Here is a 21,071-nt window from a genome sequence, read left to right on the forward strand (position 1 = left end):
GAGGCTGCCCATGCTGAAATACGTCAACCTCGCGCTCTTGCTGCTCTACCCGCTCGCTTGGGGGGCACCGTTGATGCATGCGGGGCTGCTGCCGCTCTTCGGCCTGTCGGACATCAGCGTCCTTTCGGGGATCGCCACGCTCTGGCACAGCGACATCTTCCTTGCGCTGGTGGTGGCTCTCTTTGCGCTGGTGGCGCCGCTGGCGAAGATCGGGGGGCTGGCGCTAGTCCAGTTCGGGCGGATGCCCCGCCGCGCGCTACCGCTGGTCAACACCCTGGGCAAACTCGCGATGGCCGACATCTTTCTTGTTGCGGTTTACGTCACCCTGATCAAGGGCATGGGCGTCGGCCGGATAGAGATCGGCTGGGGGCTCTACCTCTTCACCTTTTGCGTCCTGGCGTCGCTGGCCATAGGTTTGCTCGAAAGCCAAAAAGAGGCGACTAAATAACTCGGGTTTCCCGCAACAATTGCAATTCTGCCACTGCGATTGTTCACACGAACTGAGCGCCGGTCATTAAAGTTAACATTTCCCTCTCCTTTCGGTACACTCGCCCTATTCTATTTCTTTACTGTTCTTTCTTTGGCTTTTTCTTGGGAGTCCCCCATGGTGTCCCAACTTCGTGACGCAGGTCTGGCCCTGCACTATATCCTCCAGAAGCTGGCATTCATTGTCGTGGCCACCGTCGGGGTGGCGCTGTTGATCTGGACCGCCGCTGCGGCTGCCGGGCTTGCGCCCTGGCTCGAACTTGACCTCAGCCTTGGTGGGCAACCGATTGAGAATGCCGGTCTTTGGGTGCAATGCACCTTGGCCGGACTTGCCCTGATACTTGTGTCTTTCCTGCCGAACGCCGTGCATGTGATGGCGTTGGAACGGTCGCACCGGTCGTTCCACATCGGAATGCGCGATATTGCCCGCGCCTATACGATGTCGCACCGCGCCGACCGCGAGGGGGTTTTCAAGCTGCAATCCGAGTTCGATTCGGTGCGTGAGAGGCTCGCCTACCTGCGTGACCATCCCGACCTCGCCGAACTCGAGCCCTCGGTGCTCGAGGTGGCGGCGCAGATGAGCCACGTGTCCCGCGATCTCGCCCGCACCTATTCCGATCGCAACGTGCAGCGAGCGCAGGATTTCCTGGTCGCCCGACAGCAAGAGGTCGAGGATTTCAACATTCGCATCGAAAAGGCCAAGGCGGCCGCGGTGGAGATCCGGCGCTGGCACGAACGGCTCGAGCTCGACGAGGCGATCGCGCAGGCGCAGCTTGCCCGGCTGGTGGATGAACTCGAGGATATCCTGCCCGAGATCCTGCCCGAGACCACGGTCACCCTGGACGCACCCGCCCCCGAGTTCACCGAGGCGCCGCGTCAGGAACGCGTCGTGCCTCTGCCGCGCGCGGCCGAATGAGCGCCGTGGGCTGATCGCGGCGGAGGGGGCACTGCCTCCTCTGCGGCTTTGCCGCCGTCCCCCTCGGGATATTTGCGCGTGGCAGAACTGGCCAGCTTGCACAGCGCTCCGCGAGCAGGCAGAACCCGCGCATGGCCAAAGCTTCCGCGAATTTCGTCTGTCAGTCTTGCGGCAACGCCACCTCGAAATGGTCGGGGCGCTGCGATGCCTGCGGGGAATGGAACTCCATCACCGAAGAGGTGCCGCTCTCGCAGGGGCCTGGCGGCAAGACGCTTGGCGCCACGCGCGGGCGCAAAGTGGCGCTGTCGGATCTCGCCACGACCGAAGCCGCGCCGCCGCGCACCGCCTCGAAGATCGAGGAACTCGATCGCGTGCTTGGCGGCGGGCTGGTGCCCGGGTCGGCCATCCTGGTGGGCGGCGATCCCGGCATCGGCAAGTCGACTCTGCTGCTGCAGGCGGCTGCGGCCTTTGCCCGCGCCGGGCAAAAGGTGATCTACGCCTCGGGCGAGGAGGCACGCGCGCAGGTGCGCATGCGCGCCCAGCGTCTGGGGCTCGGCGAGGCCGCGGTGCAGCTCGCCGCCGAGACCAACCTGCGCGACATCCTCACCACGCTCGAGGCCGAGAAGCCGGGGCTGGTGATCGTCGACTCGATCCAGACCATGTGGGTCGACAACGTCGCAAGCGCCCCGGGGTCGGTGGCGCAAGTGCGCGCCGCGGCGCATGAGCTGACCACCTTTGCCAAGCGCCACGGCACCTCGGTGATCATGGTCGGCCATGTCACCAAGGACGGGCAGATCGCCGGGCCGCGGGTGGTCGAGCACATGGTCGACACGGTGCTCTATTTCGAGGGCGAGCGCGGCCACCAGTTCCGCATCCTGCGCTCGGTCAAGAACCGTTTCGGCCCGGCCGACGAGATCGGCGTTTTCGAGATGACCGGCGGCGGGCTTGCCGAGGTGCTCAACCCCTCGGCGCTGTTCCTGTCGGAGCGGGGCACCCCCGCGCCCGGGTCGGTGGTCTTTTCCGGAATCGAGGGCACCCGCCCGGTGCTGGTCGAGTTCCAGGCGCTCGTCGCCCCCACGCCGCAGTCGCAACCGCGGCGCTCGGTCGTTGGCTGGGACGGCGGACGCCTTGCGATGATCCTCGCCGTACTCGAGGCGCGATGCGGCATCCCCTTTGCGGGACTCGATGTCTACCTCAACGTCGCGGGCGGCATGAAAATCAACGAACCCGCGGCGGATCTGGCCGTGGCGGCTGCGCTGCTTTCCGCCCGCGAGGATATTGCCGTACCCCCGGAAACAGTTGTTTTCGGCGAAATCAGCCTCTCCGGCGCCCTCAGACCGGTCGGCCAGACCGAAAACAGGTTGAAAGAGGCGCAAAAACTTGGTTTTTCCAACGCGATCCTGCCAAGGGGCGGAAAGGCCACGGGCAAAAGCGGCATGTCGCTCAGCCAGATGCCCGACCTGGTCACTCTGGTGGGAGAGATGTTCGGCGCCGGCTAAGGCCCGGCATCGATCAATCGGATCAGACGAGGGGCGCGAAGCGCATGGACGGATTCACTATCATCGACGGGGTCGTCGCGCTCGTCATCGTGCTGTCGGCACTGCTCGCCTATTCGCGCGGGCTGGTGCGCGAATCGCTGGCCATCCTGGGCTGGATCGTCGCGGCGATCCTTGCCTTTATCTTCGCGCCGCAGGTGCAGCCGCTGGTCAAGGAAATCCCGGTGCTCGGCGACTTCCTCGCCGACAGCTGCGAGCTGTCGATCATCGCCGCCTTCGCCGCGGTCTTTGCGCTGGCGCTGGTCGTCGTCTCGCTCTTCACCCCGGTCTTTTCCAGCCTGGTGCAGCGCTCGGCGCTCGGTGGGCTCGACCAGGGGCTCGGCTTCCTCTTCGGCGTGGCGCGCGGCGTGCTGCTCGTGGCGATCGCCTTCTTCGTCTACGAGACGGTGATCACCGCGCAGGATATCCCCATGGTCAACGATTCGCGCTCGGCGGCGGTCTTCGCCCAGTTCACCAGCAAAATCGAGGCGCAGAATCCAGAGGCCGCGCTCGGCTGGATCACCGCGCAATACGAGCAGCTGGTGGGCGTCTGCGAAGCGCCGGGCGCCAGCGACGCCTGAGCCGCAGGACCATCGACCGGACATCGAGCCGCGCTTTCGGGCGCGGCTCTTTAGTTGCCAGCCTGCCGCAGGCACCCGCACAAAGATCACGAAATCCCGCAGACGTGTTAGCGCATGCCTTGCCACGCCGCGCCGCGGCGTCCATATGCGAAGCTTCCGTGACACGCGCCCCTCATGCCAGTATGAGGGGGCTGTCCCCAGCCCTATGGATTCGGAGCCGCCCTTGTCCGATCGCCAGATGCCCCCCGCCCATCCCTTTGATTTCGACTCCGTCGATGCCGACAAGCTGCACGAAGAGTGCGGCGTGTTCGGGGTCAACGGGGTGACCGACGCGGCGAATTTCGTCGCCCTCGGCCTGCACGCGCTGCAGCACCGGGGACAGGAAGCCGGCGGGATCGTCTCCTACCACCCCGAGTACGGGTTCAACTCGGCCCGCCGCTTCGGCTACGTGCGCGACAACTTCACCCGCGCCTCGCTCATGGAAACCCTGCCCGGCGAGCTTGCCATCGGCCATGTGCGCTACTCGACCGCCGGCTCGAAAGGCGCGGCGATCCGCGACGTGCAGCCGTTCTTTGGCGAGTTCTCGATGGGCGGTGCCGCCATCGCACACAACGGCAACATCACCAATGCCGACGCGCTGCGCCGCGAGTTGATCGAGCGCGGATCGATCTTCCAGAGCTCCTCGGACAGCGAGTGCATCATCCACCTGATGGCCCGCTCGCTGCAGCGGGACATCCCGGCCCGCATGGAAGATGCGCTGCGCCGGGTCGAGGGTGCCTTCTCGGTGGTCGCCATGACCCGCACCAAGCTGATCGGCGTGCGCGACCCGCTGGGCGTGCGCCCGCTGGTGCTCGGCAAGCTGGCCGACGACGGCTACGTGCTGAGCTCGGAAACCTGCGCGCTCGACATCATCGGCGCAGAGTTCGTGCGCGAGATCGAGCCCGGCGAGATGGTCGTCATCTCGGGGGGCAAGGTCGAGAGCCGCCGTCCGTTCCGCGCCCAGGCCTCGAAGTTCTGCATCTTCGAGCACGTCTACTTCTCGCGTCCCGACTCGATCATCGGCGGCCGCTCGGTCTACGAGACCCGCCGGCAGATCGGCGTCGAGCTGGCCCGAGAGGCGCCGGTCGAGGCCGACCTCGTCTGCCCGGTGCCCGACAGCGGCACCCCCGCGGCGATCGGTTATGCCCATGAAAGCGGCATTCCCTATGGCATGGGGATCATCCGCAACCAATACATGGGCCGGACCTTCATCGAGCCGACCGAGCAGATCCGCAACATGGGCGTGCGCCTCAAGCTCAACGTCAACCGCGCGCTGATCCGTGGCAAGCGGGTTATCTTGGTGGACGACTCGGTGGTACGCGGCACCACCTCGCGCAAGATCAAGGAGATGATCCTTGATGCCGGCGCCGCCGAGGTGCACTTCCGCATCGCCTCGCCGCCCACCGCCTGGCCGTGCTTCTACGGAGTCGACACGCCGCAGCGCGAAAAGCTGCTGGCCGCGACGATGTCCGAGGACGAGATGCGCGAGCACCTCGGTGTCGACAGCCTCAAGTTCATCTCCCTCGACGGTCTTTACCGCGCCGTCGGGGCGAGCGAAGAGGGCCGCAACAACAAGTGCCCGCAGTATTGCGACGCCTGCTTCTCGGGCGAGTACCCGGTCGAGCCGGCGGACATGATCGAGAAGGGCTTCAAGCTCAAGACTGCGGCAGAGTAACGCATCGGCTGCGCGCCTCCTCGCCGAGGCGCGCGCCGCTTTCCGCCGCTTCCAATGTTCCGTTGCGGCGCGCACGGGGACGTGACCACGCGTCCCCCTTTTTATGCCCACGCCCCTTCTTTATCTGGCTGCAATCCGCCGCAACCAGACCAAGGAGAGCAGGCCATGGCAAATTCCACCCCCCCGAAGGTTGCCGCCAGCGCCACCACGCAGGCGCCTTTGCCGCGCGGCATCGCCTTGCTGGGCGTGCGCGGCTCGAACCGCGATCCCCGCGCTCTGGTGCGGCTTCCCGATGGCCGGGTGATGACCGTCGGCGTCGGCACGCAGATCGGCCGCCAGAAGATCGTTGCCATCGACGAGGACCGCGTTGCCCTGTCCAAGGGTGGCTCCGCCGAGTGGATCAAGCTGCCCTGACACCCGCAGGACACGGCGGGCGGCAGGCGCGGCCTGCGGCATTTCGGGCGAATTGACATTCGTCCGTGTCCGGGCGAGAGGGCGTGCCATGAGTGAAAAGATCGCCCTTGTCACCGGAGCCTCGCGCGGGCTGGGCTTTGCCCTCGCCGAAGCGCTCGCACCGGAATACCACATCGTTGCCGTCGGCCGCACCGTCGGCGGGCTCGAGGATCTCGACGACCGCATCAAGGCCAAGGGCGGGGCGGCGACGCTCGCCCCCATGGACATCACCAAGCCCGAGGCCATGGCGCAGCTGTGCCGCTCGGTCTGGGACCGCTGGGGCGGAATTGCGCTCTGGCTGCACACCGCTGTACATGCGGCGCCGCTGGCCCCGGCCAACCACCTGGACCAGAAGGACTGGGCGAAGTCGATCGCGACCAACCTGACCGCGACAGGCGTGCTGATCCCCTACATCACCCCGCTGCTCGGCGCTGAGGGCCGTGCCGTCTTCTTCGAGGATGACCACTCGGGTCAGAAGTTCTACGGCCATTACGGCACCACCAAGGGCGCGCAGATTGCGCTCGCGCGGAGCTGGCAGGCAGAGACAGGCAAGACCGGTCCGAAGGTCGACATCGTCAGCCCCAGGCCGATGCACACCACCACCCGCGTGGTCTTCCACCCCGGCGAGGACAAGACCGTGCTCGCCTCGCCCTACGCCGAGGCGTCGCGGCTTCTGGCTGATCTCGACCTTATCTGACCGCTCGGCGTCGGACTGGCCTCAGCCCAGCTCGAAGCGGGACACCCCGTTGGCCGCCAGCTGCGCGTCGAGCTCCGGCGAGGTCAGGAAGTCAAGCACAGCCATCGCCTCGGGCGCCGCTGTCCGCGTGACAAAGACAGACATGTCGATATGCGTCTCGAGCTCGTCGGGAAAGATCGCTGCGGGCTCGACACCCGGACTGCCGAGGATCGTCGTCAGCGGCGCCACCGCGAACTCGATCTCTCCTGCGGCCACGGCGAGGACCGGCGCGCCGCCCCCCATGGGCCGGCAGCGCGGCCCCACGGTCGCCACGAGCCCGAGCCGCCCCAAGACGCCCAGGAAGGTCCGCCCGCTGGTGCCCGCTCCGGTGTAGCCGATGCTCTGCGCCGACGTGAGCAGATCGACGATCTCTTTGGTTCCGGTCACCACCGGCCCGCCGGCTCCGTGCTGGCGCGCCACCGCGAGCCGCACCCTGCCGAAGGCCCGATGCGCGGCACGATCCACATAGCCCGCGTCGGTGAGCTGCCGGACGTATTGCGGATTGCTCAGCCCGATGTCGCCACGGCGGCCCGAGAAGACACGCTCGGCAATCGCCGGATTGAGATCATGTACCGGGCGCAGCGAGACGCCCGCCGCCTGTTCGATGCACCCGCGCAGCGAGCCGATCACCGACTTGATCGCCAGCGGCACGAGTATGACAAGTTCCTGCGACGGCATCGGGTTCGCCTCATAATGCGATGTCGGCGGACGATAGCATGTTCCGGCCCCCTGCGAAGCCTCTGCCGCGGATCGTGATCACACGGCTGTGTCGCGGCAGCTGCGACACCCTCCGCAACTTCTGAGTCACACCTCGACCCCTGAACGCACCGGAGGCGCCCTGCTGCCCTGCTGCGCCTTGCTCCACAGCGGGCCATTGCCTATGGAAGGTCCATAACAGGGATCCCATCATGCGCATTCTCATCACCAATGACGACGGCATCAACGCCCCGGGGCTGGCGGTGCTGCAGGCCATCGCCGAAGAGCTCGCCGGACCCGAGGGCGAGGTCTGGACAGTGGCGCCCGCCTTCGAGCAATCGGGGGTGGCCCATTGCATCAGCTACACCCACCCAATGATGATCGCCGAGATGGGACCACGCCGCTGGGCCGCCGAGGGCAGCCCCGCCGACTGCGTTCTGGCCGGCCTGCATGACGTGATGAAGGACTGCCCGCCCGACCTCGTGCTCTCCGGCGTGAACCGGGGCAACAACTCGGCCGAGAACGCGCTCTATTCCGGCACACTCGGCGGCGCCATGGAAGGCGCGCTGCAGGGGCTGCCGTCGATTGCCCTGTCGCAGTACCTCGGGCCGCGCACCCGCGACCTGACGAACCCCTTCGAGACCGCCGCCGCCCATGGCGCCGAGGTGATCCGTCGCATCCTCGCAGCGGGCACCGAGAGCGATGGCGACTATCGGCTGTTCTGGAACGTGAACTTCCCGCCCTGCCCCGCAAAGGAGGTCAAGGGCACCCGCGTCGTGCCGCAGGGCCGCCGGGCCGAGACCAACTACTCGGTCGAGCCGCACCTCTCGCCCTCGGGCCGGCGCTTCCTGTGGATCCGGGGCGGCGACCAGCGACGGCCCGCGCCCGCGGGCACCGATGCGGCGGCGAACCTCGAGAGCTACATCTCGGTTACCCCGATGCGCGCCGACCTGACCGACCATGCCGCGCTGGCCGCCCTCGAAAAGGCCTTCACATGAGTTTCGACGCCGACGCCAAGATGCAGCTCCTTTTCGCCTTGCGCTCGCGCGGGGTGACCGACAGCCTCGTGCTCGAGGCGATGGAGAAGATCGACCGCGGGCTCTTCGTGAAAGGCTATTTCACCGACCGCGCCTACGAGGACATGCCCCTGCCGATCCCCTGCGGGCAGACCATCTCGCAGCCCTCGGTGGTCGGGCTGATGACCCAGGCGCTGAACGTGTCGAACCGCGACAAGGTGCTCGAGGTGGGCACGGGCTCGGGCTATCAGGCGGCGATCCTCAGCCAGCTGGCACGGCGGGTCTATACGGTGGACCGTCACCGCCGTCTCGTGGTCGAGGCCCGCAAGGTGTTTGACACCCTCGATCTTTCGAATATCACCGCCTTCACTGCCGATGGCAGCTTTGGCCTTCCCGACCAGGCGCCCTTTGATCGCATTCTGGTGACCGCCGCGGCAGAAGACCCGCCCGGCCCGCTCTTGGCCCAGCTGCGGATTGGCGGTATCATGGTTCTGCCCGTGGGGCAGTCCGACACCGTGCAGCACCTCATCCGGGTGACCCGCACGGAACAGGGCTTCGACTATGACGAGCTGCGCCCCGTGCGCTTCGTGCCGCTTGTGGAAGGTCTGGCCAAGGAAAGCTGACCCCCGCAGGCGGCAATTGACATGACGTCCCGGGACAAGGGGCGCAGGTGAGGATCGAGACAGATGGACGACGCATTCCGCACATCCGCCACCCGCATCGCCGGGCCGCTGGCCGCGGCCGCCCTGCTGGCGGCCTGTGCCGGCCCGATCGACTACGACATGCGCGGCCGCATGGGCGGCTCGCTCGACACATCTCAGGCCGCGCTCTCGGCCAGCACCGCCGACCGGCCCGTGCCCGATGCGCGCGGCGTGCTGTCCTACCCAACTTACCAAGTGGCCGTCGCCCGAACCGGCGACACCGTGGCGGACGTGGCGAACCGCGTCGGCCTGCCCGCCGGAGAGGTCGCTCGCTACAACGGCATGCAGCCAAACGATCCGCTTCGGCCGGACGAGATCATCGCGCTGCCGAGCCGCGTCGGCGTGGCAGTGCCGACCGGCGCCGTGGACATCACCACGCTCGCCGGCAATGCGATCAACAACGCCCCGGCCACCGCGCGCCCCTCGGAAGTGACCACCACCACGCTCGCCCCGGCCCAGACCAGCGGTCAGAGCCGCGCGCCCAGTGCCGCCGCGCAGACCGGCGGCGTCGAGCCGATCCGCCACAAGGTGCAGCGCGGCGAGACCGCCTATACCGTGGCGCGGCTCTACGGCGTGACGCCGAAGTCGCTGGCCGAATGGAACGGGCTCGATGCCAATTTCACCCTGCGTGAAGGCCAGTACCTGCTGATCCCCGTGGTCGAGCAGCGCGCCACCCGCGCCGAGGCGGTGACCGTGGCGCCCGGCACCGGCTCGCCGACCCCGCAGCCGCCCTCCGCGGCGCAACCGCTGCCCCAGGATGAGCCGTCACGAACCGCGCAGGCCTCCGCCGCCAAGACCACCGCCGCCACCAAGCCGGTGGCCGACATCGGTCAGGCCACGTCGAACGCGCTCATGGCCATGCCGGTGAACGGCTCGATCGTGCGCGAATACTCCAAGGGCAAGAACGAGGGGATCGACATCTCGGCCCCTGCGGGCAGCGCCGTGAAGGCCGCCGCCAGCGGCACGGTTGCGGCGATCACCCGCAACACCGACAACGTGCAGATCGTGGTCATCCGCCACCCTGACGAGCTGTTGTCGATCTACACTCATCTTGACGGCCTGCAGGTCAAGAAGGGCGACGCAGTGAGCCGCGGCCAGACCATCGGCTCGGTGCGCGCCGCCGACCCGGCCTTCCTGCACTTCGAGGTCCGCAAGGGCTTCGACAGCGTTGACCCGATGAGCTACCTGCGCTGAGCGCGGCTGGTCCCCAAATGATGAACCCCGCGCCAACCGGCGCGGGGTTTTTCTTTTTGTTCAGCGCGTTGCCGTGTCAGATCAGCGAGACCGCAACGGTGCCGAGCCCCGCGATCTCGCCCGAGACCTCGGTGCCGGCGGGGAAGTAGGGCAGCCCGCAGAGCGAGCCGGTGATCACCACCTGGCCCGGCTGCAGCCCGCCGCAATGATCCCCCAGCACCTCGCAAAGAAGCCGGAGGTTCGCCAGAGCAGAACCACCGGGCACGCATGCCGCGCCATCCAGAACCATCGTCCCTCCGGCGACAAGCCGAGCCTCGACGGCACCAAAATCGCTGCCATCCCAGCTCTCGAGCGCGGTGCCGGACACCAGCCCCGCGTTGATCTGCATGTCGGCAAGTTTCAGCAACGGCGTGTCGGCGCCCTCGCCCTCGAGCCGCGTGTCGACCAGTTCGATCACCGGGCGCGGCTTGAAATACTCGGCCACGGGCTCGGGCAGGCCCGGGCCGGGCAGCGGCTTGAGAAGCTCGAAGCCAATCTCCAGCTCGATGCCAAGGAGGTCCGTCACCGCGATGCTGCCGCCCTTCGCCACCACATCGGCCGCGGCGATGGGCGCGACCACGGGCGCTACCTGGCCCGCCCCCGCGGCCACCTTGAACCCGGCCACGGCGCCGCGTGCCCCGGCGATGGCCGCCTGCACGGCAAGACACTCGTCCCGGTTTGCGGGCACTGTCATGCCGCGTGCTGTGGGCGCGAAACGTACCCCGGTCTCATGCGCGCGCTGCGCTGCAGCGACAAAATCGGACAGATGGGTCGGGATGGACATGGGAACTCTCCGGCAGGGAACTGGGTCCGGCTAGCCGCCGGCGGCGCGCAAAGGCTTAGACCATCGCCGGGTGCCCGCCAAGCGGCGGCGAATCTGCACACAAGAGCGCGGCGGCAATTGCGGCTTCCCGCAACGGCAGCCTGCACGACTTCTGAACAAAGCACCGCAAGCCTCGGAGGAAAATGTTCAACTTTTTGTGTGAAGTGTTCAAGCTCCCGCAGCGAGCAGCCTCGTCCCCGCTTGAACCGCGCCGGACCTCGAGCGCGCGGCCGCGCAAAATGATGCGGGTTTCCGCATGATTTCCCTAGAATCTCCAGAGGTCCCCGGTCTATTTCCGGCCCGCGCGGCGAGCGAGTCGCAGCGCCGCACGTTCCGTCACGCAAAGCTGATCAGCAAAGATGTGCGACGGAATGACCTATTCGGTTCGCGCCCGCAGCATTTTACGCGCGGACCACCTGTAACGGACGCGCCCGTGCTGAGCGTGCCCGATAATGTTCTCCCGGAGCGGCCTCCTCCTCTCACCCGCCGATCCGGAAAGACCTGCGAGGCTGACTTGAGACTATCGTTCAAAATTCCGATCCTGCTGGGAGCGGTCGCGAGCCTATCGGCGTGCCAGTACGACGTGCTAGCGCCGTCGGGCTGGGTGGCCGCCGAGCAGCGTGACCTGCTGGTCATCTCGACCCTGCTCATGCTGATCGTGATCATCCCGGTCATCTTCATGGCCGTCTGGTTCCCGCTGCGCTACCGCGCCGATCGCTCCGACCTTTCCGATTACGCCCCGACCTGGGCGCACTCGACCCGGCTCGAATACGTGCTCTGGGGTGTGCCGATTGTCATCGTCGCGATCCTCGGCGTCTACACCTACATCTACACCTATCGGCTCGACCCGTACCGGCAGCTGGATGCCGCAGAGATCGGCAGGGAGATCGGCGAGCCGATCGAGGTGGACGTGGTCTCGCTGGACTGGAAATGGCTGTTCATCTACCCCGAGCAGGGCGTGGCCTCGGTCAACGAGCTGGCAGTGCCGGCGAACCGTCCGATCAACCTGCGCCTGACCTCCTCGACCGTGATGACCACCTTCTCGGTCCCGGCGCTCGGCGGCATGATCTACACCATGGCGGGCATGGAGACGAAGCTGCACCTCATCGCCGATGAGGAAGGCACCTACTTCGGCCAGGCGGCGCACTACTCGGGCCCCGGATTCTCGGAGATGCACTTCCAAACGCTGGCGATGAACGACGCCGATTTCGACCAATGGGTCGAAAAGGCCCGCGCGTCGAACGACGAGCTGTCGCGCGAAGCCTACCTCGAGCTTGAGGTGCCGACGATGGCCAACGATGTGCAGTACTACAGCGGCGTCGACGCCACCCTCTTCGACCGCATCCGCGGCCTCTGCGTCGACGAAGGCAAGGTCTGCATGGATCAGATGATGATGCAGGACGAAATGGGCGGCGGCGGCCTCGAAGGGATCGCCGACAAGCACAAGTACCAATACGACGAACAGCGCGCGATCGACGGCTTCGGCAATCCGATCGGCGTGCCGGCAACCCCGTCCGCTCCAGCCCATGGCGGCCACGCGGAGGGCGACACCCTTTCCATGAACTCGCATGAGGGAGCAGCGCACGATGGCCTCTGAAGCCCATGTCCAAGCCCCCGAGACCTGGTCGCCGCTTTTCGGCCGACTGACCCTCGATTGGATTCCCTACCACGAGCCGATCCTCGTGGGCACCTTCTCGGCCATCGTGCTGGGCGGCATCGCCGCGCTGGTCCTGATGACCTATTTCAAGCTCTGGGGTCCGCTCTGGCGTGACTGGATCACCAGCGTCGACCACAAGAAGATCGGGATCATGTACATGATCCTCGGCTTCATCATGTTCATCCGCGGCTTTGCCGACGCGCTGATGATGCGTGCCCAGCAAGCCCTGGCCGCAGGCGGCGCCGAGGGCTACCTGCCCCCGCACCACTACGACCAGGTCTTCACCGCCCACGGCGTGATCATGATCTTCTTCGTCGCGATGGCGTTCGTCACCGGCATTATGAACTTCGTCATGCCGACGCAGATCGGTGCCCGCGACGTGGCCTTCCCCTTCCTGAACAACTTCTCGTTCTGGATGACGGTGGCCGGCGCGCTGCTGGTGAACATCTCGCTCTTTGTCGGCGAGTTCGCCCGTGTCGGCTGGTTGGCCTTCCCGCCCTTGTCGGGATCGTCCTTCTCGCATGGGCCCGGCGTGGACTACTACCTGTGGTCGCTGCAGATCGCCGGTGTGGGGACAACGCTGTCCGGCGTGAACCTGCTCGCGACGATCTTCAAGATGCGCGCCAAGGGCATGAAGATGTTCGACATGCCGGTCTTCACCTGGACCACGCTCTGCACCAACGTGCTGATCGTCGCGGCCTTCCCTGTGCTGACCGCAACGCTGACCATGCTGACGCTTGATCGTTACCTCGGCTTCAACTTCTTCACCAACGATCTCGGCGGCAATTCCATGCTGTACGTGAACCTGATCTGGATCTGGGGTCACCCCGAGGTCTACATCCTGATCCTGCCGATCTTCGGCGTGTTCTCGGAGATCGTGCAGACTTTCTCGGGCAAGCCGCTCTTTGGCTATAAGACGATGGTCTGGGCGACCGCCTGTATCATGGTCCTGTCCTTCATCGTGTGGCTGCACCACTTCTTCACCATGGGCTCGGGCGCCGACGTGAACGCCTTCTTCGGCATTACCACGATGATCATTGCAGTCCCCACCGGGGTGAAGGTCTTCAACTGGCTCTTCACCATGTACCGGGGTCGCGTGCGCTTCGAAGTGCCGATGCTCTGGACCACCGGGTTCATCGTGACCTTCGCCATCGGCGGCATGACCGGCGTTCTGCTGGCGGTTCCGCCGGTTGATTTCCAGCTGCACAACACGCTCTTCCTGGTCGCCCACTTCCACAACGTCATCATCGGCGGCGTGGTGTTCGGGGTCTATGCCGCCGTCACCTTCTGGTGGCCCAAGGCCTTCGGCTTCAAGCTGGACGACAAATGGGGGCGCCGCACCTTCTGGTTCTGGTTCGTCGGTTTCTACTTCGCCTTCATGCCGCTCTACGCGCTCGGCCTGATGGGCGTGACGCGCCGCCTGCAGAGCTACATGGACCAGGCGTGGCAGATCTACTTCATCATCGCCGCCTTCGGCGCGGTGCTGATCGCCTGTGGCATTGCCTGCGGCTTCATCAACTTCGCCGTCTCGATCCTGCGCCGCAAGGAACTCGCCGTCGGCAACGACCCCTGGGATGCGCGGACCCTCGACTGGGCAACCCAGTCGCCGCCCGCCCACTACAACTTCCCGCAGGACATCGTGGTCTCCGGCCGTGACTACTTCTGGAAGATGAAGCAGGACGGCTTCAAGTGGTCGACCAACTACCAGGACATCCACATGCCCAACAACACGGCCACCGGCGTCATCGTCGCTGCCATGGCCCTGGTCTTCGGCTTCGCGATGATCTGGTACATCTGGTGGCTCGCCGCGGTCTCGTTCATCGCGATGATCGCGACGGTGATCGCGCATACCTTCAACTACAACCAGGATCACTGGATCCCGGCGGCAAAGGTCGCTGAAATGGAAGCGAAGGGAGACGTCGCATGACCATGCTCGACACTCCGCTGACCGGACGCGTGGCGGGGCCTGACGGCCCCGACCACCACCCCGATCATCACCACGAGAGCCCCACCCCCATCGGGTTCTGGATCTACCTGATGAGCGACTGCATCATCTTTGCATCGCTCTTCGCCGCCTACGCCGTGCTCGGCAACAACTTCGCCGGCGGGCCGGGTCCGAAGGACCTCTTCGAACCGGGCTTCGTGCTCATCGAGACCGCCCTGCTGCTGATCTCCTCGGTCACCTTCGGCATCGCCATGCTGAAAGCCGACAAGCACGACATGGACGGCACCACGCTGTGGCTGGTCGTCACCGGTCTCTTCGGCGCGGGCTTCATCGGGATGGAACTCTACGAGTTCAACCACCTGATCCACATCGGCGCGGGTCCTGACCGTTCGGCCTTCCTGTCGGCCTTCTTCCTGCTGGTTGGCACCCACGGTCTGCACGTGACCGCTGGCCTGATCTGGCTCTGCGTGATGATCGCGCAGATCCGCATGAAGGGCATGATCCCGGCGAACATGCAGCGTCTCGCGACGCTGAGCATGTTCTGGCACTTCCTCGATCTGGTCTGGATCGGGGTGTTCTCCTTCGTCTACCTCGTGAGGCTGATCTGATGAGCGCACATTCCGACACGTCGCACGGCACCATGGGCCAGCTGATGATCGGTTTCGCCCTCGCGGCGATCCTGAGCATCATCCCCTTCGCGTTGGTCATGATGGACACCGGGCTCGCGCCCGGAACCATCGTCGCGATCATCATGGGTCTGGGCGCCGTCCAGATCGTGGTGCACCTCGTGTACTTCCTGCACCTCAAGAGCAGCACCGAAGAGGGCTGGACCCTCGCGGCGACCATCCTCGCGGTGGTCATCGTGGCGATCGTCCTCGCAGGCTCGCTCTGGGTCATGTACAACATGAACACCAACATGATGCCGATGAGCGAGGGCAACATGACCATGGATTCCGAGGCCACGCCCGGAGCCTCCATGCAGGGCATGACCCACGGTGGTGCCGAAGGCAGCCACGCCGGCCATGGCGAAATGGACCATAGCCAGATGGACCACGGCAAATGAGCGGCGCGGCGGCGCGTAAGACCGGCGAGCAGCGCCGCCGCTGGCCACTCATCGTGGTGGTCACGCTCATCGCCCTTGCCGGTCTGATCGGCTTCACCTCGCTGGCGATCTGGCAGGTGAACCGGTTGCACTGGAAAGTGGCCCTGATCGAAAGGGTCGAGGCGCGTGTCCATGCCGCGCCCGTCCCCGCTCCCGGCCCGGATGACTGGGCCGGGATCACCGCCGAGAGCGCCGAGTACCGGCATGTCACTCTCCGCGGCACCTTCCTCAACGACGAGGAAGTGCAGATTTACACCCCCGCCGATTTCGGCCCTGCCTACTGGGTCCTGACCCCGTTGCGCCGCAACGACGGCACGGTGGTGTTCGTCAACCGCGGGCTGGTTCCGGAAAACCTCAGGGATCCCGCCACCCGCTCGGCACCCGAGGGACCGCAGACCGTGACCGGCCTGCTGCGCCTGTCGGAGGACCGCGGCTGGCTCTTCTCGCGCGACAACGATCCAGAGAACGGGCAATGGTACCGCCGCGACATCGGCTCGATCACCGCCGCCAAGGGACTCGAAAATGCCGCGCCGTATTTCGTTGATCAGGAGATGGGCACTGATCCCAGGGCCTGGCCGCGTGGCGGTCAGACCGTGGTCAGTTTCCGCAACGCCCACCTAAGCTACGCGCTCACCTGGGCCGGCCTCGCGCTGATGGTGGTGGCCGCCTGGGGCCTGTTCCTCTGGACGGAACTGCGCCGGGGCCGCTGAGCCTCAGCGCCGCGCCATGAGCGGCAGCAGCACCAGCGGAACGAGCAGCAGCAGCAGCGCCACCGCCCCGAAAGAGGCGCGCAGCCCGAACAGCTCCGACAGCCCGCCCATCATCGGCGGTCCCATGAAAAAGCCGGTATAGCCAATCACCGTCGCCCGGCTGATCGCCCGTGCCCGCGCCTGCGGTGTCAGCCGCGCGCCAAGCCAGGCATAGGCCATGGGTGCCAGGACCGACACGCCGAACCCAAGCACCGCGAAGCCGATCCAGCCGATCAGCGCCGTTGGCGCCAGCGCCGCGATCACCGATCCCAACGCCGCGAGCCCGGCGCCCGCGCCGAGCACGCCCGCGCCGTTGATGCGCCGGATCAGCCCCTGCCCCGAAAGGCGCCCCGCGCCCATGGTGAGGCCGAGCAGCGTCGGCGCAAGCGCGCCGCCCACGGCCCCCGCGCCGAGGTTGCGCTCGAGATGCAGCGCCGACCACGCCTCTGTCGCCTGCTCGGCCATGAAGCCGATGCAGATGACCACCCCCGCCAGAGCGATGATCCCCCAAGGCAGCGGCGCGCGGCTTCCGCTCCTTGCCTCCTCTTGGGGCACCACGACCTCGCCGCCGCGCGCCACAAGTGCCGCGACCAACGTCACGCCGGTGGCACCGAGGAAAATGCCCCAGATCGGCACGTCGGCGCCCCGCGCGATGCCCGCCGCCAGCGCGGCACAGGCGTAGACCAGCGAGTAGCCGCCGTGCGCGAGGTTCATCAGCGGCCGCCCCGAGCGCGCCTCGAGTTGCGACAGCTGCGCATTCATCGCCACATCCACCGTGCCCGCAGCCGCGGCGCAGAGCAGCATCGCCCCGGCGAATTGACCCCAGTCCCCCGCGAGACCGGGCAACAGGAAACCCAAGCCGAGCAGCGCGGTGAAGAGCGGCATGGCCAGCGCCCGCAAACGCTCTTCGGCCCAGGGCGCCAGCCACATGGCGAGGATCGCGCCGCAGGTCGAGACCAGCATGGCCGCACCGAAGGCCCCGTCCGAGAGCCCCACCTGCGCCTTGATCGCCGGCACGCAGCCTGCGAAAACGCCCCAGCAAATGCCGATGGCAGCAAAGCCCGCGAGCGGGCGGCGGATCAGGCGGATATCGGACAGGATGCTCATGCCGCAAGCCGTGACACGGGCCGCGCGGAACGTCCAGATAGGTAAAAACCGCGCCCGCGGCGCGCCTGCCCCGGGCGTGTGGCGATTCAGCCCTTGCCGAAAAGCGCGATCCGGTCTATGGGGCTGCGTTCATCGCGGGGTGACAGCCTTGGAGGCACCCTGCCCTAGATACATTGGAGATACATTATGGCTGGTGAGATTCCTGATCTCGTAGCCCTGGAACGGTCGGGGACGGGCAAGGGCGCCGCTCGGCAAGCTCGTCGCGACGGCATGGTTCCGGGGATCGTCTTTGGTGGTGAAGCAGAGCCGCTTCCGATCCAGATCCCGTTCAACTCGCTGCTGAAGACCCTGAAGGCCGGTCGCTTCAAGTCGACCCTCTTCAACCTCAAGGTCGATGGCCACGAGGATGTGCGCGTGATCTGCCGTGACGTCCAGCGCGACGTCGTGAAGGACCTTCCGACGCACTTCGACCTGATGCGCCTGCGCCGCACCTCGCGGATCAACCTGTTCATCCACGTTGATTTCATCAACGACGAGCAGGCACCGGGCCTCAAGCGCGGCGGCGTTCTGACCATCGTGCGTCAGGAAGTCGAGCTGAACGTTCTGGCCGGCGACATCCCGGACCACATCACCGTGGACCTGGCCGGCAAGCAGATCGGCGACGTGATCCACATCAGCGACGTTGTCCTGCCGGAAGGCGTGAAGCCGACCATCGACCGCAACTTTGTGATCGCCAACATCTCGGCGCCGCGCGGTCTGGTTGCCGACGATGCCGAAGAAGCTGAAGAGGCCGCCGCAGAGGAGTGATCCTCGCGCCCTCCGACGGATTGACGGCCCCGCCAGATCGGCGGGGCCGTTTGCGTTTCAGTGCCGCGCGCGCCCTTCAGTCCAGCTCGATCACCGACTCGAAGATCTCCAGCTCCGGCCCGCCGCGGTACATCTCGGCCCGACCTTTTGCGCCCTTGTGGGCGATGCGGAAGGCCTCGCTCTTGGTCCAGCCGATGAAGCTCTCCTCGTCCTCCCAGATGGTGTGCGAGGCGTAGAGGATGTGATCCTCGCGCTCCGGACCCTTCAGCAGGGCAAAGCTGCGGAAGCCCGGTACGGACTTCAGCTGGCTGTCGCGCTGCGCCCAGACCTCCTCGAACTCCGCCGCCTTTTCCGGCATCACCTTGAAGCGGTTCATCGTGAGATACATGGTCTCTCCTTCCTGTCTGTGCTATCGCCGTCCCCGCCCTATCTAGGGCCGAAAGGAAGCAATTCGGAGAGACGCGGTGCAGATTTTCGTGGGTCTGGGCAATCCCGGCGGCAAATACGCGAAGACGCGGCACAATATCGGCTTCATGGCGGTCGACCGGATCGCCGAGGATCACGGCTTCACCCCCTGGCGCGCGCGCTTCCAGGGCGAGGTCGCCGAGGGCCGTCTGGGCAGCGAGAAAGTGCTGCTGCTGAAACCGCAGACCTTCATGAACCTCTCGGGCCAGTCGGTCGGCGAGGCGATGCGCTTCTTCAAGCTCGAGCCGGGCGACGTGACGGTCTTTCACGATGAGCTCGATCTCGCGCCGGGCAAGTGCCGGGTGAAGACCGGCGGCGGCCATGCCGGGCACAACGGTCTGCGTTCGATCCACCAGCACATCGGCGAGGCCTACCACCGCATCCGCCTCGGCATCGGCCACCCCGGGCGCAAGGAGGCGGTGTCGGGCTACGTGCTGCATGACTTCGCCAAGGCCGAGGAAGGCTGGTTGGACGATCTGATGCGCGGCATCTCCGACGGCGCCAAGGCTCTGGCCGAGGGCGACAAGCCCGGCTTCCAGAACGCCGTCGCCCTGCGCGTGGCACCGCCACGCTCGTCGAAATCACCTCCCAAGGCCGAGGCGAAGGGCGATGCGAAACCCGCCGACGAAGCCGAGACCGAGGACAACCGCAGCCCGCTGCAGAAGCTCGCCGACAAGTTCCGCTGACGGAGCCCGCCCTCGCAGCTCGGCACCTTGCCCGAGGCGCGGCGTCTCTCTAGGCTGGTCCTGGGGCGAAACCACAGACAGCGGAGGACGCGATGCAGAAGGATCGGGCGGTCAACGTATTGGGCGGTCAGCTTCACCCCTGTTCGGTCGACCCAGTGACGGGCTATTTCCGCGACGGCCATTGCAACACCTGCGCCGAGGATGCGGGCAGACACACGGTCTGCGCGGTGATGACCGCCGAGTTCCTTGCCTATTCCAAATACGTCGGCAACGACCTTTCGACCCCGCGCCCCGGGCTGCGCTTTCCGGGACTGAAGCCGGGCGATCAATGGTGCCTTTGCGCGCTGCGCTTCCTTCAGGCGCATGACGAGGGCTGCGCGCCGAAGGTGCAGCTTGAGTCGACCCACGCCCGGGCGCTCGAGGTGGTCGCGCGGGACATCCTCGAGCAGCACAGGGCCGAGTAGAGACTTCAGCAGGTCGGCGGCGCACGGACGGAGAAGAGTACGCAGCGCTCCGCTCCCACCTGCCGGAAACGATGCGGCACGCGGCTGTCGAGGCAATCGGCATCCCCTGGCCCGAGGATCGCGCGCAGCGTCCCGCCCGAGCTGAGCCGGGTTGGGAGCAACCCAAAAGGGGGCCAGGAGGCCCCCTGCCTTCTTTTCGGGAAACTTTGAGAAGGACCACTTCTGGCCCCCGCCCGACCTCAGCCGCGCGCCACGCCCGGCAAAGCGCAGAGCATCTCGAAGAGGTAGTTCGCCGCGATGACAGCCGTGTTGCCGGCGGGATCATAGGGCGGCGAGACTTCCACGAGATCGCAGCCGACGAGGTTCAGCCCGGCGCAGCCGCGGATGATCTCGAGGCCCTGGATGGTCGTCAGACCGCCCACCTCGACGGTTCCAGTGCCCGGCGCAAAGGCCGGGTCGAGGCTGTCGATGTCATAGCTGAGGTAGACCGGCGCATCGCCGATCTGGGCGCGGATTTCGTCCATCAAGGGCGCCAGCGACTTGTGCCAGCACTCTTCGGCGGGAATGACCGTCCACCCCTTTTCGCGGCCCCAGTCGAAATCCTCGGGCGCGTAGCCCGAGCCGCGCAGGCCAATCTGGAACACCTTGTCATTGAGCAGCAGCCCGTCCTCATGGGCGCGCCGAAAAGGGCAGCCGTGGGCGATGGTCTCGCCGAACATCTCTTCGTTGGTGTCGGAATGCGCGTCCACGTGGATCAGCGCCACCGGCCCATGCTTTGCGGCGATGGCGCGCAGCACCGGCCAGGTCAGCGTGTGATCGCCGCCCAAGGTCAGCGGCACAACGTCATGCGACAAGATCCCAGTGTAGTGCTCGGTGATGATGTCGACCGATTTCTTCAGGTCATAGAGATTGATCGGCACATCGCCGATGTCCGCCACCTGCAGGCTGTCGAAGGGCGCCGCGCGGGTCGCCATGTTGTAGGGGCGGATCATCCGGCTTTCGTCGCGAATCTGCCGCGGACCGAGACGGGTCCCCGGACGGTTCGAGGTGCCGATATCCATCGGGATTCCGACGAAGCAGGCATCAAGCCCTTCTGCCGTTGGCTGTGTCGGCAGCCGCATCATCGTCCCCGGGCCGCCGGTGCGCGGCATGACGTTTCCACCAAGTGGTTGATTGAATTCTGACATCAGAGCCTCGAA

At 66.3% G+C, this 21,071-nt stretch carries 23 protein-coding genes; 18 read left to right on the plus strand and 5 right to left on the minus strand.

Annotated features, from left to right (window positions below; translation table 11 throughout):
- Positions 1-10 precede the first annotated feature (10 nt).
- The 7 genes from G0Q01_RS25780 to G0Q01_RS25810 all read left to right on the plus strand — a co-directional run bounded on the left by G0Q01_RS25780 (position 11) and on the right by G0Q01_RS25810 (position 6,382).
- Positions 11-448, plus strand: a complete 438-nt coding sequence (locus G0Q01_RS25780; RefSeq protein WP_164198371.1) for a paraquat-inducible protein A — start codon at positions 11-13, stop codon at positions 446-448.
- A 156-nt stretch (positions 449-604) separates the two neighbouring features.
- The gene (locus G0Q01_RS25785; protein ID WP_108969371.1) at positions 605-1,402 is read left to right on the plus strand and encodes a DNA repair protein; all 798 of its coding nucleotides are present in this window, start codon (positions 605-607) and stop codon (positions 1,400-1,402) included.
- A 131-nt stretch (positions 1,403-1,533) separates the two neighbouring features.
- On the plus strand, positions 1,534-2,901 hold the full coding sequence (gene radA / locus G0Q01_RS25790) for a DNA repair protein RadA (protein ID WP_164198369.1): 1,368 nt from the start codon (positions 1,534-1,536) through the stop codon (positions 2,899-2,901).
- Positions 2,902-2,945: 44 nt separating this feature from the next.
- Positions 2,946-3,518 (plus strand): CvpA family protein, encoded by a 573-nt coding sequence (locus tag G0Q01_RS25795; RefSeq protein WP_164198367.1) that lies wholly within the window; start codon positions 2,946-2,948, stop codon positions 3,516-3,518.
- 238 nt (positions 3,519-3,756) lie between these two features.
- On the plus strand, positions 3,757-5,232 hold the full coding sequence (gene purF / locus G0Q01_RS25800) for an amidophosphoribosyltransferase (protein ID WP_164198510.1): 1,476 nt from the start codon (positions 3,757-3,759) through the stop codon (positions 5,230-5,232).
- Positions 5,233-5,397: 165 nt separating this feature from the next.
- Positions 5,398-5,646, plus strand: a complete 249-nt coding sequence (locus G0Q01_RS25805) for a pilus assembly protein PilP (protein ID WP_164198366.1) — start codon at positions 5,398-5,400, stop codon at positions 5,644-5,646.
- Between the two features lie 88 nt (positions 5,647-5,734).
- Positions 5,735-6,382, plus strand: coding sequence for an SDR family oxidoreductase (locus G0Q01_RS25810; RefSeq protein ID WP_164198365.1), 648 nt, complete (start codon positions 5,735-5,737; stop codon positions 6,380-6,382).
- Between the two features lie 21 nt (positions 6,383-6,403).
- Here the strand turns inward: G0Q01_RS25810 and G0Q01_RS25815 are convergent, their stop codons facing one another.
- Positions 6,404-7,099: a substrate-binding domain-containing protein gene (locus tag G0Q01_RS25815; RefSeq protein ID WP_164198364.1), complete on the minus strand. Its 696-nt coding sequence runs from the start codon at positions 7,097-7,099 to the stop codon at positions 6,404-6,406.
- A 230-nt stretch (positions 7,100-7,329) separates the two neighbouring features.
- On the opposite strand from G0Q01_RS25815, the gene surE reads away from it, so the two are divergent.
- The 3 genes from surE (at position 7,330) to G0Q01_RS25830 (ending at position 10,028) form a co-directional block, all read left to right on the plus strand.
- Positions 7,330-8,115 (plus strand): 5'/3'-nucleotidase SurE, encoded by a 786-nt coding sequence (surE, locus tag G0Q01_RS25820; protein WP_164198363.1) that lies wholly within the window; start codon positions 7,330-7,332, stop codon positions 8,113-8,115.
- Positions 8,112-8,756, plus strand: coding sequence for a protein-L-isoaspartate(D-aspartate) O-methyltransferase (locus tag G0Q01_RS25825; protein WP_108969382.1), 645 nt, complete (start codon positions 8,112-8,114; stop codon positions 8,754-8,756). The genes surE and G0Q01_RS25825 overlap by 4 nt, the downstream gene beginning before the upstream one ends.
- 63 nt (positions 8,757-8,819) lie before the next feature.
- Positions 8,820-10,028 (plus strand): peptidoglycan DD-metalloendopeptidase family protein, encoded by a 1,209-nt coding sequence (locus G0Q01_RS25830; RefSeq protein ID WP_164198362.1) that lies wholly within the window; start codon positions 8,820-8,822, stop codon positions 10,026-10,028.
- A 76-nt stretch (positions 10,029-10,104) separates the two neighbouring features.
- Here G0Q01_RS25830 and G0Q01_RS25835 read toward each other — a convergent pair whose 3' ends face one another.
- On the minus strand, positions 10,105-10,851 hold the full coding sequence (locus G0Q01_RS25835) for a hydratase (protein ID WP_164198361.1): 747 nt from the start codon (positions 10,849-10,851) through the stop codon (positions 10,105-10,107).
- 553 nt (positions 10,852-11,404) lie between these two features.
- On the opposite strand from G0Q01_RS25835, the gene cyoA reads away from it, so the two are divergent.
- The 5 genes from cyoA to G0Q01_RS25860 are packed head-to-tail and all read left to right on the plus strand — an operon-like array spanning position 11,405 to position 16,304.
- Positions 11,405-12,487 carry a ubiquinol oxidase subunit II gene (gene cyoA, locus G0Q01_RS25840; protein WP_235940425.1) on the plus strand — a complete coding sequence of 361 codons (1,083 nt, stop codon included), beginning with the start codon at positions 11,405-11,407 and terminating at the stop codon, positions 12,485-12,487.
- Positions 12,477-14,474, plus strand: coding sequence for a cytochrome o ubiquinol oxidase subunit I (gene cyoB, locus G0Q01_RS25845; RefSeq protein ID WP_164198509.1), 1,998 nt, complete (start codon positions 12,477-12,479; stop codon positions 14,472-14,474). The genes cyoA and cyoB overlap by 11 nt, the downstream gene beginning before the upstream one ends.
- Entirely contained in the window at positions 14,471-15,100 is a 630-nt protein-coding gene (cyoC, locus tag G0Q01_RS25850; protein WP_370457356.1) for a cytochrome o ubiquinol oxidase subunit III, read from the plus strand. The genes cyoB and cyoC overlap by 4 nt, the downstream gene beginning before the upstream one ends.
- Positions 15,100-15,555, plus strand: a complete 456-nt coding sequence (cyoD, locus tag G0Q01_RS25855; protein ID WP_164198359.1) for a cytochrome o ubiquinol oxidase subunit IV — start codon at positions 15,100-15,102, stop codon at positions 15,553-15,555. The genes cyoC and cyoD overlap by 1 nt, the downstream gene beginning before the upstream one ends.
- Positions 15,552-16,304: an SURF1 family protein gene (locus tag G0Q01_RS25860; RefSeq protein ID WP_164198357.1), complete on the plus strand. Its 753-nt coding sequence runs from the start codon at positions 15,552-15,554 to the stop codon at positions 16,302-16,304. Before cyoD ends, G0Q01_RS25860 begins: the two co-directional genes overlap by 4 nt.
- A 3-nt stretch (positions 16,305-16,307) precedes the next feature.
- Here the strand turns inward: G0Q01_RS25860 and G0Q01_RS25865 are convergent, their stop codons facing one another.
- Positions 16,308-17,450 (minus strand): MFS transporter, encoded by a 1,143-nt coding sequence (locus tag G0Q01_RS25865; RefSeq protein WP_164198355.1) that lies wholly within the window; start codon positions 17,448-17,450, stop codon positions 16,308-16,310.
- Between the two features lie 186 nt (positions 17,451-17,636).
- Here G0Q01_RS25865 and G0Q01_RS25870 point away from each other — a divergent pair, with 186 nt between their 5' ends.
- A complete protein-coding gene (locus tag G0Q01_RS25870; RefSeq protein WP_108969397.1) occupies positions 17,637-18,257 on the plus strand; it encodes a 50S ribosomal protein L25/general stress protein Ctc in 621 nt (206 codons plus the stop codon).
- A 76-nt stretch (positions 18,258-18,333) separates the two neighbouring features.
- On the opposite strand, the gene G0Q01_RS25875 is transcribed toward G0Q01_RS25870, so the two are convergent.
- Positions 18,334-18,645, minus strand: coding sequence for an antibiotic biosynthesis monooxygenase (locus G0Q01_RS25875; RefSeq protein ID WP_164198353.1), 312 nt, complete (start codon positions 18,643-18,645; stop codon positions 18,334-18,336).
- 76 nt (positions 18,646-18,721) lie between these two features.
- On the opposite strand from G0Q01_RS25875, the gene pth reads away from it, so the two are divergent.
- Together pth and G0Q01_RS25885 are read left to right on the plus strand one after the other, a co-directional pair.
- Positions 18,722-19,408 (plus strand): aminoacyl-tRNA hydrolase, encoded by a 687-nt coding sequence (gene pth, locus G0Q01_RS25880; protein WP_164198351.1) that lies wholly within the window; start codon positions 18,722-18,724, stop codon positions 19,406-19,408.
- Between the two features lie 92 nt (positions 19,409-19,500).
- Positions 19,501-19,872, plus strand: a complete 372-nt coding sequence (locus G0Q01_RS25885; protein WP_164198349.1) for a DUF2237 family protein — start codon at positions 19,501-19,503, stop codon at positions 19,870-19,872.
- A 239-nt stretch (positions 19,873-20,111) separates the two neighbouring features.
- On the opposite strand, the gene speB is transcribed toward G0Q01_RS25885, so the two are convergent.
- Entirely contained in the window at positions 20,112-21,059 is a 948-nt protein-coding gene (gene speB, locus G0Q01_RS25890; protein WP_164198347.1) for an agmatinase, read from the minus strand.
- Between the last annotated feature and the right edge of the window lie 12 nt (positions 21,060-21,071).

The organism is Salipiger sp. PrR007 (assembly GCF_010499845.1).
Taxonomy (GTDB): domain Bacteria; phylum Pseudomonadota; class Alphaproteobacteria; order Rhodobacterales; family Rhodobacteraceae; genus Salipiger; species Salipiger pacificus_A.

Coding starts and splice junctions, on each gene's coding strand:
- G0Q01_RS25815 (WP_164198364.1), bottom strand. CDS start 7,099: ATGCCGTCGCAGGAACTTGTCATACTCGTGCCGCTGGCGATCAAGTCG.
- cyoD (WP_164198359.1), top strand. CDS start 15,100: ATGAGCGCACATTCCGACACGTCGCACGGCACCATGGGCCAGCTGATG.
- G0Q01_RS25865 (WP_164198355.1), bottom strand. CDS start 17,450: ATGAGCATCCTGTCCGATATCCGCCTGATCCGCCGCCCGCTCGCGGGC.
- G0Q01_RS25780 (WP_164198371.1), top strand. CDS start 11: ATGCTGAAATACGTCAACCTCGCGCTCTTGCTGCTCTACCCGCTCGCT.
- G0Q01_RS25825 (WP_108969382.1), top strand. CDS start 8,112: ATGAGTTTCGACGCCGACGCCAAGATGCAGCTCCTTTTCGCCTTGCGC.
- G0Q01_RS25860 (WP_164198357.1), top strand. CDS start 15,552: ATGAGCGGCGCGGCGGCGCGTAAGACCGGCGAGCAGCGCCGCCGCTGG.
- cyoB (WP_164198509.1), top strand. CDS start 12,477: ATGGCCTCTGAAGCCCATGTCCAAGCCCCCGAGACCTGGTCGCCGCTT.
- G0Q01_RS25885 (WP_164198349.1), top strand. CDS start 19,501: ATGCAGAAGGATCGGGCGGTCAACGTATTGGGCGGTCAGCTTCACCCC.
- G0Q01_RS25875 (WP_164198353.1), bottom strand. CDS start 18,645: ATGTATCTCACGATGAACCGCTTCAAGGTGATGCCGGAAAAGGCGGCG.
- surE (WP_164198363.1), top strand. CDS start 7,330: ATGCGCATTCTCATCACCAATGACGACGGCATCAACGCCCCGGGGCTG.
- radA (WP_164198369.1), top strand. CDS start 1,534: ATGGCCAAAGCTTCCGCGAATTTCGTCTGTCAGTCTTGCGGCAACGCC.
- G0Q01_RS25870 (WP_108969397.1), top strand. CDS start 17,637: ATGGCTGGTGAGATTCCTGATCTCGTAGCCCTGGAACGGTCGGGGACG.
- G0Q01_RS25795 (WP_164198367.1), top strand. CDS start 2,946: ATGGACGGATTCACTATCATCGACGGGGTCGTCGCGCTCGTCATCGTG.
- G0Q01_RS25805 (WP_164198366.1), top strand. CDS start 5,398: ATGGCAAATTCCACCCCCCCGAAGGTTGCCGCCAGCGCCACCACGCAG.
- G0Q01_RS25830 (WP_164198362.1), top strand. CDS start 8,820: ATGGACGACGCATTCCGCACATCCGCCACCCGCATCGCCGGGCCGCTG.
- cyoC (WP_370457356.1), top strand. CDS start 14,471: ATGACCATGCTCGACACTCCGCTGACCGGACGCGTGGCGGGGCCTGAC.
- G0Q01_RS25810 (WP_164198365.1), top strand. CDS start 5,735: ATGAGTGAAAAGATCGCCCTTGTCACCGGAGCCTCGCGCGGGCTGGGC.
- G0Q01_RS25835 (WP_164198361.1), bottom strand. CDS start 10,851: ATGTCCATCCCGACCCATCTGTCCGATTTTGTCGCTGCAGCGCAGCGC.
- purF (WP_164198510.1), top strand. CDS start 3,757: ATGCCCCCCGCCCATCCCTTTGATTTCGACTCCGTCGATGCCGACAAG.
- speB (WP_164198347.1), bottom strand. CDS start 21,059: ATGTCAGAATTCAATCAACCACTTGGTGGAAACGTCATGCCGCGCACC.
- G0Q01_RS25785 (WP_108969371.1), top strand. CDS start 605: ATGGTGTCCCAACTTCGTGACGCAGGTCTGGCCCTGCACTATATCCTC.